Origin of the sequence: Pseudomonas fluorescens (genome assembly GCF_902497745.1) — a bacterium.
Lineage (GTDB): Bacteria > Pseudomonadota > Gammaproteobacteria > Pseudomonadales > Pseudomonadaceae > Aquipseudomonas > Aquipseudomonas fluorescens_BM.
The window spans coordinates 241,487-257,701 of record NZ_CABVHJ010000006.1; the positions used below are offsets into that span (position 1 = coordinate 241,487).

A 16,215-nucleotide genomic window follows, 5' to 3' on the forward strand; every position below is an offset into this window, starting at 1 on the left:
ACACGACGCGGCAATAGGCGTGGCTGTCCTGGCAGGGATATCAAGAAGTAGGGGGCTGTCGCGGTTTTTTAACGGACGCGATCAGACAGACCGGGCGATATCCGGCGGGCGTGCGGAGTGACGCAGCTTGGAGCGGCGCAGGGCCATGGGGAGATTGACGATACGATTCATACGCCGCCCCTGTGAGAGAGGGTGCGCAGGGTAGAGACGTTCAACGATTCTGCTTGTTGTAGTGACGTACTCATAACGCGTGTTTCCGTTGGCGGAAAACGTCGGTGGCGGGCTGACCCGCCGACCGGTGTGCCCGGATAGTAAGGGGGAATTCGCGGGCGTGTAAACGGGAGATTCGCGAGCCAGGGTTCAGCGCATCAGCTCAAAGCCCAGCCCGGCGAGGGCGCAAACGATCAACACACTGATCACGCCGCGCTTGAAAACGAACAAAGCCAATCCTGCCGCAACCGCCAGCATCAGCGAAAACAGATCCAGCGCCCCGGCAAAACCGTTTGGCCACAACACGTGATAGGCGAAAAAACACGCCAGATTGACAATCACCCCGACCACGGCGGCGGTGATTGCCGTCAACGGTGCGGTGAACTTCAGTTCGTTGTGCGTCGATTCCACCAACGGCCCGCCGGCGAGGATGAACAGAAACGAGGGCAGGAAGGTGAACCAGGTCACCAGTGTTGCCGCCAGCGCCCCGGCGGCAAAGGCATGTTCTGCGCCGAACGTCGGTTGCACGTAGGCACCGACGAAACCGACAAACGCCACCACCATGATCAGCGGGCCCGGGGTGGTTTCGCCGAGGGCGAGGCCGTCGATCATCTGCGTCGGCGTCAACCAGCCGTAATGCCCGACGGCGCCCTGATAGACGTAAGGCAGTACCGCGTAGGCGCCACCGAAGGTAAGCAGCGCGGCTTTGGTGAAGAACCAGGCCATTTGCGTGAAGATGCCGTCCCAGCCGAACAGCACCGTCAGTAACGCCATCGGCAAACACCAGAGCACTGCGCCGATCAACCCCAGACGCAGCAGCTTCGGCAGGCTGAAGCGGGCATGCTCGGGGGCTGGCGTATCGTCGTCGATCAACGCCGGGCCGAAGGATTTCTCGCTGTTGCGCGCCGCCGTGTTGCTGAACTGCTGCGGTGCGAATCGTCCGCTCAGATAGCCGATCAACGCGGCCCCGAGGACGATCAAGGGAAAGGGTACATTGAAGGCGAAAATCGCCACGAATGACGCCCCGGCAATCGCCCACAGCCAGGCATTCTTCAATGCACGCGAGCCGATGCGATGCGCGGCGTGCAGGACAATGGCGGTGATTGCCGGTTTGATCCCGTAAAACACACCGGCCACCGCTGGCACGTCACCGAAAGCGACGTACAGCCAGGACAAGCCAATCAGAATGAACAACGACGGCAACACAAACAGTGCACCGGCAATGACCCCGCCCCACGTTCGATGCAGCAGCCAGCCGATGTACGTCGCCAATTGCTGAGCCTCGGGGCCGGGCAGCAACATGCAGTAGTTGAGTGCGTGCAGGAAACGTTTTTCGGAGATCCAGCGCCGGCGCTCGACCAGCTCCTGATGCATGATCGCGATCTGCCCGGCCGGCCCGCCGAAACCGATGCAGCCGAGTTTCAGCCAGAAGCGCCAGGCCTGGCGCAGGGTGACGGGGTCGGGGCGGGGCAGGTGGTTCGGCGCTGTGCTCAAGCGTGACTCCGGAGTTGAATCCTGGCGGAGTGGCTATCTAATCAGACTTTCAACCCTCACCCCAGCCCTCTCCCAGAGGGAGAGGGGGCCGACCGAGGTGTCTAGCGTTGTTCGTCGACCTGAAAGATCGAGTCGATTATGGATTCAGAGCCAATCTTTCAAGTCGGTGAATCTCCGCAATATCCCCCCAATCAGTCCCCTCTCCCTCGGGGAGAGGGGGCCTCATCCGTCGACCTGAAAGATCTTATCGATTATGGATTCACCACAACTCCTTCACGTCGGCGTACTTCTGCAATATCCCCCAATCAGTCCCCTCTCCCTCGGGGAGAGGGTTAGGCGGGCGGCGTTCCGATGAGGGGCTTTTGCTTTTCAGGCATGCGCCAGACTCCAGCGCAACGCCGCATTCCGATCACTCTCACGGCCCTCGACCCAGTGAGAACCCTCCGGCGTAGTCTCGCGCTTCCAGAACGGCGCGCGGGTCTTGAGCACGTCCATGATGAACGCACAGGCCTCGAACGCCATATGCCGATGTTTACTGCTGACCCCGACAAACACGATCGGCTCGCACACCGATAACGCGCCGACCCGATGCACAATCTCCACGCCCAACAGCGGCCAGCGCTCACGGGCTTCTTCGGCGATCTGCTCGAGGGCTTTTTCGGTCATGCCCGGATAGTGCTCCAGAAACAGCTCATTCACGCTCTGGCCAATGTTCAGATCACGCACATAACCAATGAAATTCACCACCGCGCCCACCCGTGGATTGCGCGCGTGCAGATCAGCCGTCAACTGACCGACATCGAAGCTCTTGTACTGGACTCGAATAGCCATCGATCAACCCCCGGTCACTGGCGGGAAAAACGCGATTTCATCAAAATCCTCAATCACCTGACTCGGCTGACACAGCTCCTGATTCACCGCGCACATCAGGTTGCCGGCACCGAGCACTTCGCGCCACAGATCGCCGCGCTGCATGAGCATTTGCCGCACGTCCTCAACGCTGCCCAAAGCCTCAGTCAGCGGAATTTTTTCACCGCCCAGATTCAACCGGTCACGATAGCTGGCGAAGTAGTTGATCAGGATCATTGCGCGTCCTCCCATTGAAAGTGCCCCGAGCGCCCGCCCTGTTTGCTGAGCAGGCGGATATCGCCAATGACCATGGCCCGATCCACCGCTTTGCACATATCGTAAATAGTCAGCGCGGCAACGCTGGCGGCGGTCAACGCTTCGAGTTCGACGCCGGTCTGGCCAGTAAGGCGGCAGGTGCTGGTGATCTGCACGCGGTCCGGTTCGCAGGCCTTGAGTTCGACGTGAATCGAACTGAGCAACAGCGCATGGCACAGCGGAATCAGCTCGTGAGTGCGCTTGGCCGCTTGTATCCCGGCGATCCTCGCCACCGCGAAGACATCGCCTTTCGGGTGACCGTTGGCCTGGATCATTTGCAGGGTTTCCGGGCGCATCTGCACCCAGGCTTGCGCCGTGGCTTCGCGGCGGGTCGCGGCTTTGTCGCTGACGTCGACCATGTTGGCGCGGCCCTGATCGTCAAGGTGGGTGAGGGTGTGGCTCATGCGGAAATCTCCTGGAGCGGGCTGTAAATTCGCGGGGCGTTGCGGTGCGGCACGTGGATCAGATTGAGCCGGTGCTTGAGTGCCCAGCGCACGGTCAACGCGGTGGGCGCGGACAGGCTGACGAGGGTGCCGAGGCGTGCGCGCACGGCTTTGTGAATCAGTTCGAGGCTGCAACGGCTGGTGACCACGACGAAGCCTTCAGCCGCATCGATGGCATCGATCTGCATCGCGCCGATCAGCTTGTCGAGGGCGTTGTGGCGGCCGATGTCTTCGCGGCACAGCAAGGCTTCGCCGTCAGCGTCGAAGAACAGCGCGGCATGCAAGGCACCGCTGCTGCGCGCCAGTTGCTGGGCCTGTTCGATGCGTTGGCGGATGTCGTCGAAATGCTTGGCCGGCGGCAGCGGTGAAGGTTGCAGAATTTGCAGTTGCGGCAACGCCTGTTCCAGCGCTTCGACGCCACAGATGCCGCAGCCACTGGTGCCGGTCATTTGCCGACGATGATCTTTCAAGGCCCAGAACGCCCGGCTGGAAATCTGCACATCGGCCTGACAAGCCTGATCGAAATGCGTCAGGCGGATGTCGTAGATCTCGTCGACGCTGTCGATGATCGCGTTGCTCAAACTGAAGCCACGGATGAAGTCTTCGAGGTTGCCGGGCGAGACCATCATCACTGCCTGGCTGAGGCCGTTGTAGGTGATGGCGAGGGCGATTTCCGAGGCTAGCGCGGCGTGGGAGATGGCGGCGTCGGGCAGGTATTCGCGAAACGCCACTTGCGCCGGTTGCGGCGCGGGGGCGTTGGGTTCGCTGGTGGATTCTGTGATGGTTTCGACTTGGCAGAGCATCTTGAAAGTCCCGAAACGCTGAAGAGTGTTCAGGCTACGGGGGCGTTAAAAGTGCGTCCAATCGCTTGTTCTGATGTGGTGATTGCTTTGGTCGATCAACACCGTCACATCCGATTTTTTTGCTGTCTGGTCGGGCCTCTTCGCGAGCAAGCTCGCTCCCACAGGGAATGCATTTCAATTGTGGGAGCGAGCTTGCTCGCGAAGGCGGTCTGACATCCAACATCAATTATTCAGCGGGCACTTCTACCCCAAACAACTTCCGCGCCTCGGCAAAACACTTCTCGGCAATCGCCGAACGCGGTTCGGTCTTGCGCATCACCAGGCCCAGTGGCGCGAGCACACTGGCATCGGGCAACTGCATGAACGACAGGTGCTCGATCGGCTCCTCAAGCCCGCTGTCCAGCGGCATGATCGCGCAGCAGAAGCCCTGGTGAATCGCCTGCAACAGCTGATAGGTCGAATCGCTTTCCATGATCGGCTGCGGACTGAGGCCACGGCTGCGGAAGCTCAAATCGATGGATTTACGATAATGCATGCCGGCGGTGATCATCCCCAGCGGTAGCTCGGCGGCGTCTTCCCAACTCATTTCCGAGCCTTCGAAATGGAAATGCCGGTTGTCGTAAAGCAAGCCGACACGGGTTTCGCCGATCTCGAAAAACTCGAAATAGTTCGGGTTGACGTGATCGAGGTAGCACACGCCGAGATCAAGCTGATTGTTGCCCAGCCCGGCAATTATCTCGTCGGAACTGAGCGACGACAGGCTGAACTTCAACTCCGGATAAGTGCCGGACAAACCCTGAATGTAATTGACCGGGTTGAAGCTGCTCAGCGGCACCAGACCCAGACGCAGACTACCCACCAGTTGCCCGCGACACGCCGCCGCTTCGGCAAACAAACCGTCATGCGCCGCGAGCAAGGTGCGCGCCCAGGCCAGTACACGCTCGCCGGCCTGGGTGAAACCTTCAAAGCGCTGGCCACGGTTGACCAGCACCAGATCCAGCTCATCTTCGAGATTGCGCAGGCGCATCGACAACGTCGGTTGGGTGATGTGGCAGCGTGCGGCGGCCTGGCCGAAGTGGCGGGTTTCGTCCAGCGCGATCAGGAACTTGAGTTGTTTGATGTCCACGAAGGCACCTGCTCGTTGAGAAATTGGATTGAGTATTGACGCAGATGCGCGAGGCGCACGAAAAACGCGAGGTGCGACGATCTCATCTGAACGGATATTCGTCCAATCGGAACTGTTTAAGGGCCTATCGATCAGCTCTATCAGGCCCGGTTCTGCTGGCATTCAGCGAGGTGCAAAGCACCGATAGAGCGGGTCGATAATGCGGTTGGCCAGAGTGATTAGACAGTACTCATAAGTGGCACTTAGGCTGCTCGGCAATGTTGATTGACTGCTGCCGGAGAACTGCCATGAGCGCCAAAGCCGATGCCCTGTTTGTCCCCCTGAATATTGCCGTACTGACGGTCAGCGATACGCGCGATTACGCCAGCGATACCTCGGGCCAATTGCTGGTCAGTCGTTTGCTGGAAGCCGGTCATACGTTGAGCGAGCGCAACTTGCTCAAGGACGATCTGTACAAGATCCGCGCTCAGGTAGCGAACTGGATTGCCGACGAAGGCATTCAGGTGGTGCTGATCACTGGCGGCACGGGTTTCACCGGTCGCGACAGCACGCCGGAAGCGGTGGCCTGCTTGTTTGATAAGCAGATTGACGGCTTCGGCGAACTGTTCCGGGCGATCTCGATTCTGGATATCGGTACATCCACCGTGCAAAGCCGTGCGCTGGCCGGGCTGTCGAACGGCACGCTGGTGTGCTGCTTGCCGGGTTCGACCGGCGCTTGCCGCACGGCGTGGGAAGGCATTCTTGCCGAGCAACTGGATAACCGTCATCGCCCATGCAATTTCGTCCCGCACCTGAAAGCCGTGCAAGCCTGCGGGCCACGCGGATGAGCAAGGCGCCGCTGATGCCGGTCGAGGACGCCCTCGACCAATTGCTTGGCATGGCCAATGAGCAAGGTCTGGCCGAAAGCGAAGTGCTGGCGCTCGACGATGCGCGTGGGCGGGTGCTGGCCAGTGATCTGGTGGCGACACTCGACCTGCCGCCGTGGCCGAACAGCGCCATGGACGGTTACGCGCTCAATCTCGCCGATCTGCACCGACAACCGCTGAAGGTCTCGCAAAAGGTTTATGCCGGGTTGGCGCCGGACACGTTGCTGCCCGGCACCTGCGCACGGATTTTTACCGGCGCACCGCTGCCGCCCGGCGCCACCTGCGTCGAGATGCAGGAGAACGTCGAAGTGCTGGAGGACGGCCGCGTGCGCTTCTTGCAGCCGCTGAAGGCGGGGCAGAACATCCGCGCGCAAGGTCAGGAAAATCGCGTTGGCGACATCCTGCTGCGCGCCGGCAAGCGCCTTGGGCCGTTCGAGCTGGCGGTCGCCGCCGGGCAAGGGCTGGCGCAACTGCACGTGGTGCGTCGCCCGCGTGTGGCGCTGCTGTCGACCGGTGACGAGCTGGTCGAGCCGGGCCAGCCACTGCGCCCCGGCAGCATTTACAACAGCAACCGTGTGTTGCTCGGTCACTGGTTGCGTGAGCTGGGCTGCGAGGTAATCGACGCCGGCATCCTCCCGGATCGTCCGGCGCAAACGCGGCTTAAGCTTGAGCAACTGCAAGTGAGCGCGGATCTGATTCTGACCACGGGCGGCGTGTCTGCCGGTGATGCCGATTGTCTCGGACAGGTGCTGCGCGACAACGGCAAACCGCTGTTGTGGAAACTCGCGATCAAGCCTGGCAAACCGCTGACGGTCGGGCATTTTGGTGCGGTGCCGGTGATTGGTTTGCCGGGTAATCCAACCTCGGCGCTGGTGACTTTTGGCTTATTGGCGCGGCCGTATCTGTTGCGCATTCAAGGCGTGGAAGAGGTCATGCCGCTGAGTTTTACGGTTAACGCGGGCTTCGATTGGCACAAGGCTGGCAGCCGCCGTGAATACCTGCGGGTGAGGCTGGAAGCGGGGCGTGCGGTGCTTTTTCCGAATCAAAGCTCCGGCGTCCTGCTCGGCGCCACCTGGGCCGATGGCCTGGTGGAAATCCCTGAGAACAGCACCCACAACCTCGGCGACCCGCTGCGCTTCATCCCGTTCAACGAACTCTTTTGACCTCACCACCAATCAAACTGTGGGAGCGAGCCTGCTCGCGAAGGTGGAGTGTCAGTCAACATCGATGTTGGCTGACAGAGCCTCTTCGCGAGCAGGCTCGCTCCCACAATGGCTTTATGGTGCTCATCAATATCCGGGTGTGAATGCAAAACCTGTGGGAGCGAGCTTGCTCGCGAAAAGCGGAGTGTCAGTCAACATTGATGTTGGCAGGCAGGGCCTCTTCGCGAGCAGGCTCGCTCCCACAGGGTTTCGGGGTGTTTGGAGAGAAGGATCAGCTCAGCACATAGTCCACTGGCTTCAGCGCCGGCGGTACGTCTGCGCCGAGTTCGCTGAGGATGTCACGTTCGATGGTGCGTACCAGTGCATCGGTCGGCAGGTCGTTTTCATCGCGGCCGAAGGGATCTTCCAGCTCATCGGCAATCGCATCCAGGCCAAAAAACGTGTAGCTGACAATCGCCGTGAACAGCGGCGTCAGCCAGCCCAGCGGTTCGGCCATGGCGAACGGCAGCAGGATGCAGAACAGATAAATCGTCCGGTGCAACAGCAGTGTGTAGGGAAATGGCAGTGGCGTTGTTTTGATCCGCTCACACACCGCTTGCGCCTGGGTCAGGCTGGTCAGGTGATTGGCCAGCAGCATGTAGCGCCACTCAGTCAGTTCACCGTTCTGATGCAGATCGGAACACTGCTGGCCGACCGTTTGCAGAATGCGCCCACTGTAGTCCGGCGTCTGTGGATCGGGTTTCGGCATGATCCATTGGCTGCTCGCATCGGCCTCGCTTTCCTTGCGCAATCGCGCGTTCAACGCATGGGCAAAGCCGCACAGGTTGAGCAACAACGGCTTGCGCTCAGCCGATTCACGGATCACATGGGTTTCACGAATCACCGAGCGAATATGCACGATCACCTCGCCCCAGGCCTTGCGCGCCTCATACCAGCGGTCATAACAGGCGTTGTTGCGAAAATTCATGAAGATCGACAGCGACAAACCGAGCAAGGTAAACGGCGTGGCGTTGACCTTGGTGAAGTTGCTCGGATGGAGGATTTCCACCAGCACGATAGCCGAAGCGAGCAGGGTGACCATCAACGTGCGCATGGCGATGCGCTTGGCGATCGAACCCTTGAGGGTGAAGAGAATGGCGAACTGGTTGACCTTGGGTCTGATGATCATGCTGTGCGGTTCCGATAACCCTTGGAAGGGGCGGTCTAGCCGCCCGTCATGTTCATGAAGCGCACGACCTGAACATCATCGTTCACTTCGAAATTATGTCGATACGGCTTGAGCTTCATCGCCTCGATAATGGCTTTCTCCAGCCGCTGCGGTTGGCCCGGATGCGCACGCAGTACCGCTTTCAGGTCCACCGAATGCTCGTTACCCAAACACAGTAGCAGGCGCCCTTCGACGGTGAGCCGTACGCGGTTGCAGGTGCCGCAAAAATTGTGGCTGTGCGGCGAGATAAAGCCCAGACGAATCTCCGGCGCCTCGGCCAGCCGCCAGTAGCGCGACGGGCCTTGAGTCGATTCCGCCGAGTCAATCAGGGTATAGCGTTCGGCAATCTTTTCGCGCACCTGCGCACTGGAAAAAAACGACTCGGCACGACTGTGTTCGCTGATGATTCCCAGCGGCATCTCTTCGATGAAAGAGACGTCGAGCTGCCGGTCGATCGCGAAGCTGACCAGATCATTGATCTCCTGATCGTTGCGACCCTGCATCACCACGACATTGAGTTTAGTGCGGGTAAAACCGGCCTTGCGCGCGGCATCGATGCCGTTGATCACCTGCGCCAGATCGCCCGTGCGGGTCATCTGCTTGAAACGTTGTGGGTCGAGGCTATCGAGGCTGATGTTCAGGCGTTTGACCCCGGCGTCGAACAACGGCGCGGCGAGTTTGCCGAGCTGCGAGCCGTTGGTGGTCATGCACAACTCGCGCAGGCCGGGCAGGGCGGCGATCTGCTCGCACAACTTGACCACGCCCGGACGGATCAGCGGCTCGCCACCGGTCAGGCGAATCTTGCGCGTGCCGAGCGCCACAAAGCTCTGCGCCAGTTGATAGATCTCTTCCAGCGTCAGCACTTGCTGGCGCGGCAGAAACTGCATGTCTTCGGCCATGCAATAGACGCAGCGGAAATCGCAGCGGTCGGTCACCGACATGCGCAGATAGTCGACGCGGCGGTTGTAACCATCGATCAAGACACGCTCTGACATGACAGCCTCGCAGGAATGAAAACCACTGTGAAAGGGGTTTGGTCAGCGCAGGTTATGGCTAACTTTCAGTGCCGTCCAATCACTGTTTATGAACAGCTGATTGATGCCGTCGATGATGAATTATTTTTCGCCGAAAGTTGCTTCTTTAGTTTCGCAAAGTCCCGTAAATAAAGGGTTTTTAGCCGTGATAGATGCTTTCGATAAGACGGTCATTAATAGCGATTAGACAATGTTTTGTAACGGTTCATATCCTTGCCCCGGCAAACCCAACGACCACTTTGCACCCTTGCAAGTCGGCCGTCGCTGTTTAACCGAATCAGGTTCATGCCTGTGTGCATCGTCATGGAGAGTCCCATGTCACAAGTCGACCGTTACAAACCCTACAAAGGCGCCGCTGCCGGTTGGGGCGCTGTCATCAGCCTGACCAAGAGCTGGCTGGGCAGTGAAAACGCCCTGAAAAACATCCGCGCCATGCTCAAGACCAACCAGAACGGCGGCTTCGACTGCCCGGGTTGTGCCTGGGGTGAAGCGCCGGGTGCGAGCATGTTGAAGTTCTGCGAAAACGGCGCGAAAGCGGTGAACTGGGAAGCGACCGGGCGTTTGGTCGATCCGGCCTTCTTCAACAAGTACACGGTGTCGAGCCTGGCCGAACAGAGCGACTACTGGCTGGAATATCAGGGCCGTCTGACCCACCCGATGCGCTACGACGCGCGGGTCGACCGTTATGTGGAAATCAGTTGGGAAGATGCGTTCGCGCTGATCGCTGATCATCTGAAAAACCTCAAATCGCCGCACGAAGCCGAGTTCTACACATCGGGCCGCGCGAGCAATGAAGCGGCGTTTCTCTATCAGTTGTTCGTCCGTGCGTTCGGCACCAACAACTTCCCCGACTGCTCGAACATGTGCCACGAAGCCAGTGCGGTGAGCATGATCGAGACCCTCGGCGTCGGCAAAGGCACCGTGGTCTACGAGGACCTGCACCACGCCGACGCGATTTTCGTCATCGGCCAGAACCCCGGCACCAACCACCCGCGCATGCTCGAACCGCTGCGTGAAGCGGTAAAGCGCGGCGCACAAGTGGTCTGTATCAATCCGCTGAAAGAGCGTGGCCTGGAGCGTTTCCAGAACCCGCAGAACCCGCTCGAAATGCTCAGCAACGGCTGGGAAGCGACCAACACCGCGTACTTCCGCCCGGCGCTGGGTGGCGACATGGCGATGATTCGCGGCATGGTCAAATTCCTCCTGCAGTGGGAACGCGAAGCGCAGGCGACTGGCGGCGAGCCGGTGTTCGATCATGCGTTTATTGCCGAGCACACCTCGGGCCTCGACAGCTATCTGGCTGAAGTCGATGCAACCACTTGGGAGCACATCGTCGAGCAGTCCGGCGTGCCGTTGCATGACATCGAACTGGCCGCGCGCATGTATGGCCGCGCCAAGAGCGTGATCATGTGCTGGGCCATGGGCCTGACCCAACACGTGCACTCGGTGGCGACCTTGCAGGAAGTCATTAACCTGCAGCTGCTGCGCGGCAACGTCGGCCGTCCGGGCGCAGGTCTGTCGCCGGTTCGCGGCCACAGTAACGTGCAGGGCGACCGCACCATGGGCATCAACGAACTGGCGCCGAAAGACTTGATGGACGCGCTGGAAAAACGCTTCAACTTCGACGTGCCGCGCATGCACGGCCACAACACGGTGATGGCGATCGGCGCCATGGAGCGTGGCGAAGCCAAGGTGTTTATCGGTCTGGGCGGCAATTTCGCCCAAGCCACGCCGGACACCCCGCGCACCCACGCCGCCATGCGCAAACTCGACCTGACCGTGCACATCGCGACCAAGCTCAACCGCAGCCATCTGGTCACCGGTCGCGACGCGCTGATCCTGCCGTGCCTCGGGCGTACCGACATCGATATTCAGGCCGAAGGCCCACAAGGCGTGACCGTCGAAGACACGTTCAGCATGGTGCATTTGTCGTTCGGTCAGTTGAAGCCGAAGTCGGCGCAGTTGAAATCCGAGCCGGCGATCATTGCCGGGATCGCCGCCGCGACTTTGGGCAAACACCCGATCGATTGGGAGTGGGTGGTGGGCGACTATGGGCGCATCCGCAACCTGATTGCCGACGTGATTCCGGGCTTCGAAAACTTTAATGAAAAACTGCTGATTCCGGGTGGCTTCCACCTCGGCAACGACGCTTCGGATCGGGTCTGGAACACCGAAAGTGGCAAGGCCCAGTTCACCCCGTGCGTGCTGCCCGAGCACTTGATCAGCGAAGGCGTGCGCAACTTGCCGGTGAAACCGCACCTGATTCTGCAAACCATGCGTTCCCACGATCAGTACAACACCACGCTGTATGGCCTCGATGACCGTTATCGCGGGGTTTACGGCATGCGCGAGGTGATCTTTGCCAACGAACAGGACATCCTGCGCTTGGGTTTCGAGCCGGGGCAGAAGGTTGATCTGGTGGCGCTGTGGGATGACGAACGTGAACGTCGGGTCAGCGGTTTTACCTTGATCGCCTACGACATTCCCGCAGGGCAAGCAGCGGCTTACTACCCGGAGACCAATCCGCTGGTGCCGTTGGAAAGCTACGGCGACCGGACCTACACGCCGACCTCAAAATTCGTGGCGATCCGCCTCGAAGCTGCGAAGGTCAGCAACCTGATTCCGTCGTCGGTGGCGTAATCCGCAACCTATAAAAACCATAGCAATTTGACTGGCTGCAGGCGTTCGCGCCTGGCGGTGGCCCGGGTTCGTGCTGCCGCTTTTCAGCCTGGATGAGGACATCATCATGTTCAATCTGGAGGCACTGGACCTGGCGCGAATTCAATTCGCGTTCACGGTTTCGTTCCACATTATTTTCCCGGCGATCACCATTGGTTTGGCGAGTTTCCTTGCGGTACTCGAAGGTCTGTGGCTGAAAACCCGCAATGACACGTACCGCGATCTCTACCATTTCTGGTCGAAGATTTTCGCGGTCAACTTTGGTATGGGCGTGGTTTCCGGACTGGTCATGGCGTACCAGTTCGGTACCAACTGGAGCGGCTTTTCGGATTTTGCCGGGAGCATCACCGGGCCGCTGCTGACCTATGAAGTGCTAACGGCATTCTTCCTTGAGGCCGGGTTCCTTGGGGTGATGTTGTTTGGCTGGAACCGCGTCGGCCGGGGCTTGCACTTCTTCGCCACGGTGATGGTCGCCATCGGCACGTTGATTTCGACCTTCTGGATTCTTGCCTCCAACAGCTGGATGCAGACGCCGCAGGGCTTCGAAATCGTTGACGGGCGGGTGATGCCGCTGGACTGGCTGGCGATCGTGTTCAACCCGTCGTTCCCGTTTCGTCTGGCGCACATGGCGATTGCCGCGTTTGTGGCGACGTCGTTCTTCGTCGGTGCGTCGGCTGCCTGGCATTTGCTGCGCGGCAATAACACGGCGCCGGTGCGCAAGATGTTTTCCATGGCGTTGTGGATGGCGTTGATCGTTGCGCCGATCCAGGCAGTGGTCGGTGACGCCCATGGCTTGAACACGCTGGAGCATCAACCGGCAAAAATCGCTGCCATTGAAGGCCACTGGGAAAACGCCGACAACGGTCCGACGCCGCTGGTGCTGTTCGGCATCCCTGATATGCAGGCTGAGAAGACCAAGTATGCGTTGGAGATTCCCTACCTCGGCAGCCTGATCCTGACCCACAGCCTCGATAAGCAGATCCCGGCGCTGAAGAGCTTCCCGAAAGAAGACCGGCCGAATTCGACCGTGATTTTCTGGAGTTTCCGCGTCATGGCCGGGCTGGGGATGTTGATGATCCTTGTTGGTTTGCTGGGGTTGGCGCTGCGCTGTGGCGGCAAGCTTTATCAGCATCGCGGCTTCCAGCGTCTGGTGTTGTTGATGGGGCCGAGCGGCTTGATTGCGCTGCTGGCCGGGTGGATCACCACGGAAGTCGGGCGTCAGCCGTGGGTGGTTTATGGCTTGCTGCGCACTCACGACGCGGCGTCGCATCACTCGGTGGCGCAGATGAGCACGTCGCTGGCGCTGTTCGTGGTGATCTATTTCACCGTGTTCAGCGTGGGTATCAGCTACATGATGAAACTGGTGAAAAAAGGCCCGCAGCCCCACCACGAACATCCGCCTGCGGGCGATGAATTGCAGACGCCGCGTCGACCGATTTCGGCGGCTACCGCCCCTATGAAGGAGCATTGAGTCATGGCTATTCAAGGTATCGATCTCTCGTTGATCTGGGGAGTGATCATCGCCTTCGGGGTGATGATGTACGTGATCATGGATGGCTTCGATCTGGGCCTGGGGATTCTGTTTCCGCTGATCCCGGACGAGCAGGAACGTGATGTGATGATGAACACCGTCGCGCCGGTGTGGGACGGTAACGAGACTTGGTTGGTGCTCGGTGGCGCGGCGTTGTATGGCGCGTTTCCGCTGGCGTATGGGGTAATTCTCGAAGCACTGTATCTGCCGCTGATCCTGATGCTTTGCGGGTTGATTTTTCGCGGCGTGGCGTTCGAGTTTCGCTTCAAGTCATCGCCGCAAAAGCGTCACTGGTGGGACAAGGCGTTTATCGGTGGCTCGCTGCTGGCGACGTTCTCCCAAGGCGTGGTGATTGGCGCGTACGTGTCCGGGATTCCGGTGGTTGATCGGCAGTTTGCCGGTGGCGGTCTGGACTGGTTGGCGCCGTTTCCGCTGGTGTGTGGCGTGGGCCTGGTGATTGCGTACGCGTTGCTTGGCAGCACCTGGTTGCTGGTCAAGACCGAGGGCATGCTGGAGTCGCGGATGCGCCTGTTCACCCGGCCGCTGGCCTTGCTGCTGATGGCGATGGTGCTGGTGATTGGCGTGTGGACGCTGCAACTGCATCCGGAACTGGCGGCGCGTTGGTCGACGCACGGGCATCTGCAGGTGTTCGCCGGATTGGTGGTGTTGGCGTTGCTGGCGCTGTTCGGGCTGCTGCGCACGTTGCGTCAGCGGCATACGCACTGGCCGTTCGTGTTCACGCTGGTGTTGATGTTGCTCGGTTACATCGGCCTGGCGCTGAGCATCTGGCCGAACATCATCCCGCCGTCGGTGAGCATCTGGGCCGCCGCGTCACCGCCGTCGAGCCAGTTGTTTGCGTTGATCGGTGCACTGTTCATCCTGCCGGTGATCCTGATGTACACCTTCTGGAGCTACTACGTATTCCGCGGCAAAGTGAGGATTGGCGATGGCTACCATTGATTCGCGTGAAGTGAAAAGCAGCCGGTGGTACAAGCGTCTGGGCTGGCTGTTGTTGATCTGGCTGGGCAGTGTGGTGTCGCTGGCGGTGGTGGCGGGTCTGCTGAAACTGGCGATGTATGCGGCGGGCATGCGGACCCATTGACCCCATAAAAAACCGGAGCCTGGCTCCGGTTTTTTATGGTCGGGGATTTTGGATGTACCACCGGACATTGTGGGAGCGAGCCTGCTCGCGAAGGCGTCAGGGCAGACAACGTTGATGTTGAATGTAATGGCCTCTTCGCGAGCAGGCTCACTCCTACAGGGATTTGTGGTGGTTGGAGAAATGTAAGCACCGCCGAACACTGTGGGAGCGAGCCTGCTCGCGAAAGCGTCAGTTCAGACGACATTGTTGCTGAATGTAAAGGCCTCTTCGCGAGCAGGCTCGCTCCCACATTTGATCTCGGTTCGGCGGAAGATCTCCTGATCAACTCAAGCCCCTGTGGGAGCGGTGTGTTTGAGATTGGGTTTACTGGGCGCCGAACATCGCGGTCCAGTAAATGCCGGCGCTGCTTTTCGGGTCGGTCGCGTAGGCGGCGCCGAGTTCCTTGTATTGCGGGTTCATCAGGTTGGCGCAATGGCCGGGGCTGGCGAGCCAGCCTTCGACGACTTTGTGCACGGTGTCTTGCCCGGCGGCGATGTTTTCGCCGACCTGTTGGCCGCTGTAACCGGCGAGTTCCGCGCGATCGCCCGGGGTGCGGCTGTCGCGGTCCTTGTGGTCGAAGTAATTGTTGTTGGCCATGTCGCGGCTGTGATCCTGGGCGATCGTGCCCAGTGTCGCGTTCCAGGCCAGCGGTGCGGCAGCGGCGAAAGCCTGGCCGCCACACTGACGCGCCTGACTGCGGGCGACGTTGAGTTCACTGAGCAATTTCTGCCCCTCACTTTGCGCATCACCGAGCCTGGCTGTCAGCAGCGGCCGCGCCAGCACAATGCGCCAGTCGCGGTCGTCGCGGCTGACACCGACATCGACAAACTGCGGATCAAGCACCACCTGACAGAAACTTTCCTTGATCGCCTGCATCGCCGACGCCGCATCACGCGGGCCGTTAAGCGTGATCGCTTGCACATTGACCATCGGGTAACTGGCGCTGGCCATGGCTTGCTGCAGATCGACAGCACCGGTGGCGCGTAATCTCAGCCGTGGATCAGCTGACAGCGGTGGCAGTTCATTCGACGCCTGACTGCCGCAACGCTGCGGCTGGCTGCGATAACTGTTGATCGACTCGATCAGTTGCGACTCATCGCCGGCCAGCGCCGGAATGGCAAACACAACGCCCACGGACAACGCGGCAAGACGCAAAACAGATGGCATGAAGCGCATGGAAATCTCCCTTGAGCTGAATGCGCCCATGATGCGCGAAAGGCCCCCGGTGAGTGCAATGTCTTTTTTCTTCATTCAGTGGATTTTCTGCGCAACTTTGCCTCTGGATTTGCCGTCTACACTCACCGAAGACCCCGGAAACCGGGTGTCTCCCCGACGTAACACCTTGCCCGCATCG

At 60.0% G+C, this 16,215-nt stretch carries 15 protein-coding genes; 6 read left to right on the forward strand and 9 right to left on the reverse strand.

Annotated elements, in window-relative coordinates:
• Nucleotides 1-360: 360 nt before the first annotated feature.
• The 6 genes from chrA to F8N44_RS11900 all read right to left on the reverse strand — a co-directional run bounded on the left by chrA (nt 361) and on the right by F8N44_RS11900 (nt 5,240).
• A complete protein-coding gene (gene chrA, locus F8N44_RS11875; RefSeq protein WP_150650438.1) occupies nt 361-1,704 on the reverse strand; it encodes a chromate efflux transporter in 1,344 nt (447 codons plus the stop codon).
• 369 nt (nt 1,705-2,073) lie between these two features.
• On the reverse strand, nt 2,074-2,535 hold the full coding sequence (moaE, locus tag F8N44_RS11880; RefSeq protein ID WP_150650439.1) for a molybdopterin synthase catalytic subunit MoaE: 462 nt from the start codon (nt 2,533-2,535) through the stop codon (nt 2,074-2,076).
• Between the two features lie 3 nt (nt 2,536-2,538).
• The gene (locus tag F8N44_RS11885) at nt 2,539-2,790 is read right to left on the reverse strand and encodes a MoaD/ThiS family protein (RefSeq protein WP_102899228.1); all 252 of its coding nucleotides are present in this window, start codon (nt 2,788-2,790) and stop codon (nt 2,539-2,541) included.
• The gene (gene moaC / locus F8N44_RS11890; RefSeq protein ID WP_134176681.1) at nt 2,787-3,272 is read right to left on the reverse strand and encodes a cyclic pyranopterin monophosphate synthase MoaC; all 486 of its coding nucleotides are present in this window, start codon (nt 3,270-3,272) and stop codon (nt 2,787-2,789) included. Before moaC ends, F8N44_RS11885 begins: the two co-directional genes overlap by 4 nt.
• Complete coding sequence (gene fdhD / locus F8N44_RS11895) at nt 3,269-4,114, reverse strand: formate dehydrogenase accessory sulfurtransferase FdhD (RefSeq protein ID WP_150650440.1); 846 nt, start codon at nt 4,112-4,114, stop codon at nt 3,269-3,271. Before fdhD ends, moaC begins: the two co-directional genes overlap by 4 nt.
• Before the next feature lie 226 nt (nt 4,115-4,340).
• Nucleotides 4,341-5,240, reverse strand: a complete 900-nt coding sequence (locus F8N44_RS11900) for a LysR family transcriptional regulator (RefSeq protein WP_095124581.1) — start codon at nt 5,238-5,240, stop codon at nt 4,341-4,343.
• A gap of 287 nt (nt 5,241-5,527) precedes the next feature.
• Between F8N44_RS11900 and moaB the strand changes: the two genes are divergently transcribed.
• A complete protein-coding gene (gene moaB / locus F8N44_RS11905; protein ID WP_038365659.1) occupies nt 5,528-6,067 on the forward strand; it encodes a molybdenum cofactor biosynthesis protein B in 540 nt (179 codons plus the stop codon).
• Nucleotides 6,064-7,269 carry a gephyrin-like molybdotransferase Glp gene (gene glp, locus F8N44_RS11910; protein ID WP_150650509.1) on the forward strand — a complete coding sequence of 402 codons (1,206 nt, stop codon included), beginning with the start codon at nt 6,064-6,066 and terminating at the stop codon, nt 7,267-7,269. The genes moaB and glp overlap by 4 nt, the downstream gene beginning before the upstream one ends.
• 271 nt (nt 7,270-7,540) lie before the next feature.
• On the opposite strand, the gene F8N44_RS11915 is transcribed toward glp, so the two are convergent.
• Nucleotides 7,541-8,437 (reverse strand): bestrophin family protein, encoded by an 897-nt coding sequence (locus tag F8N44_RS11915; RefSeq protein WP_150650441.1) that lies wholly within the window; start codon nt 8,435-8,437, stop codon nt 7,541-7,543.
• Between the two features lie 35 nt (nt 8,438-8,472).
• Nucleotides 8,473-9,471, reverse strand: a complete 999-nt coding sequence (gene moaA / locus F8N44_RS11920) for a GTP 3',8-cyclase MoaA (protein ID WP_150650442.1) — start codon at nt 9,469-9,471, stop codon at nt 8,473-8,475.
• Nucleotides 9,472-9,825: 354 nt separating this feature from the next.
• On the opposite strand from moaA, the gene F8N44_RS11925 reads away from it, so the two are divergent.
• From F8N44_RS11925 to F8N44_RS11940, 4 genes are all read left to right on the forward strand, one after another.
• Nucleotides 9,826-12,150, forward strand: coding sequence for an FdhF/YdeP family oxidoreductase (locus F8N44_RS11925; protein ID WP_150650443.1), 2,325 nt, complete (start codon nt 9,826-9,828; stop codon nt 12,148-12,150).
• A gap of 106 nt (nt 12,151-12,256) precedes the next feature.
• Nucleotides 12,257-13,660: a cytochrome ubiquinol oxidase subunit I gene (locus tag F8N44_RS11930; protein WP_150650510.1), complete on the forward strand. Its 1,404-nt coding sequence runs from the start codon at nt 12,257-12,259 to the stop codon at nt 13,658-13,660.
• 3 nt (nt 13,661-13,663) lie between these two features.
• Complete coding sequence (gene cydB, locus F8N44_RS11935; protein WP_150650444.1) at nt 13,664-14,680, forward strand: cytochrome d ubiquinol oxidase subunit II; 1,017 nt, start codon at nt 13,664-13,666, stop codon at nt 14,678-14,680.
• Nucleotides 14,667-14,822 (forward strand): DUF2474 family protein, encoded by a 156-nt coding sequence (locus tag F8N44_RS11940; RefSeq protein ID WP_150650445.1) that lies wholly within the window; start codon nt 14,667-14,669, stop codon nt 14,820-14,822. Before cydB ends, F8N44_RS11940 begins: the two co-directional genes overlap by 14 nt.
• Before the next feature lie 363 nt (nt 14,823-15,185).
• On the opposite strand, the gene F8N44_RS11945 is transcribed toward F8N44_RS11940, so the two are convergent.
• Nucleotides 15,186-16,037 carry a CAP domain-containing protein gene (locus F8N44_RS11945; RefSeq protein WP_150650446.1) on the reverse strand — a complete coding sequence of 284 codons (852 nt, stop codon included), beginning with the start codon at nt 16,035-16,037 and terminating at the stop codon, nt 15,186-15,188.
• Nucleotides 16,038-16,215 lie beyond the last annotated feature (178 nt).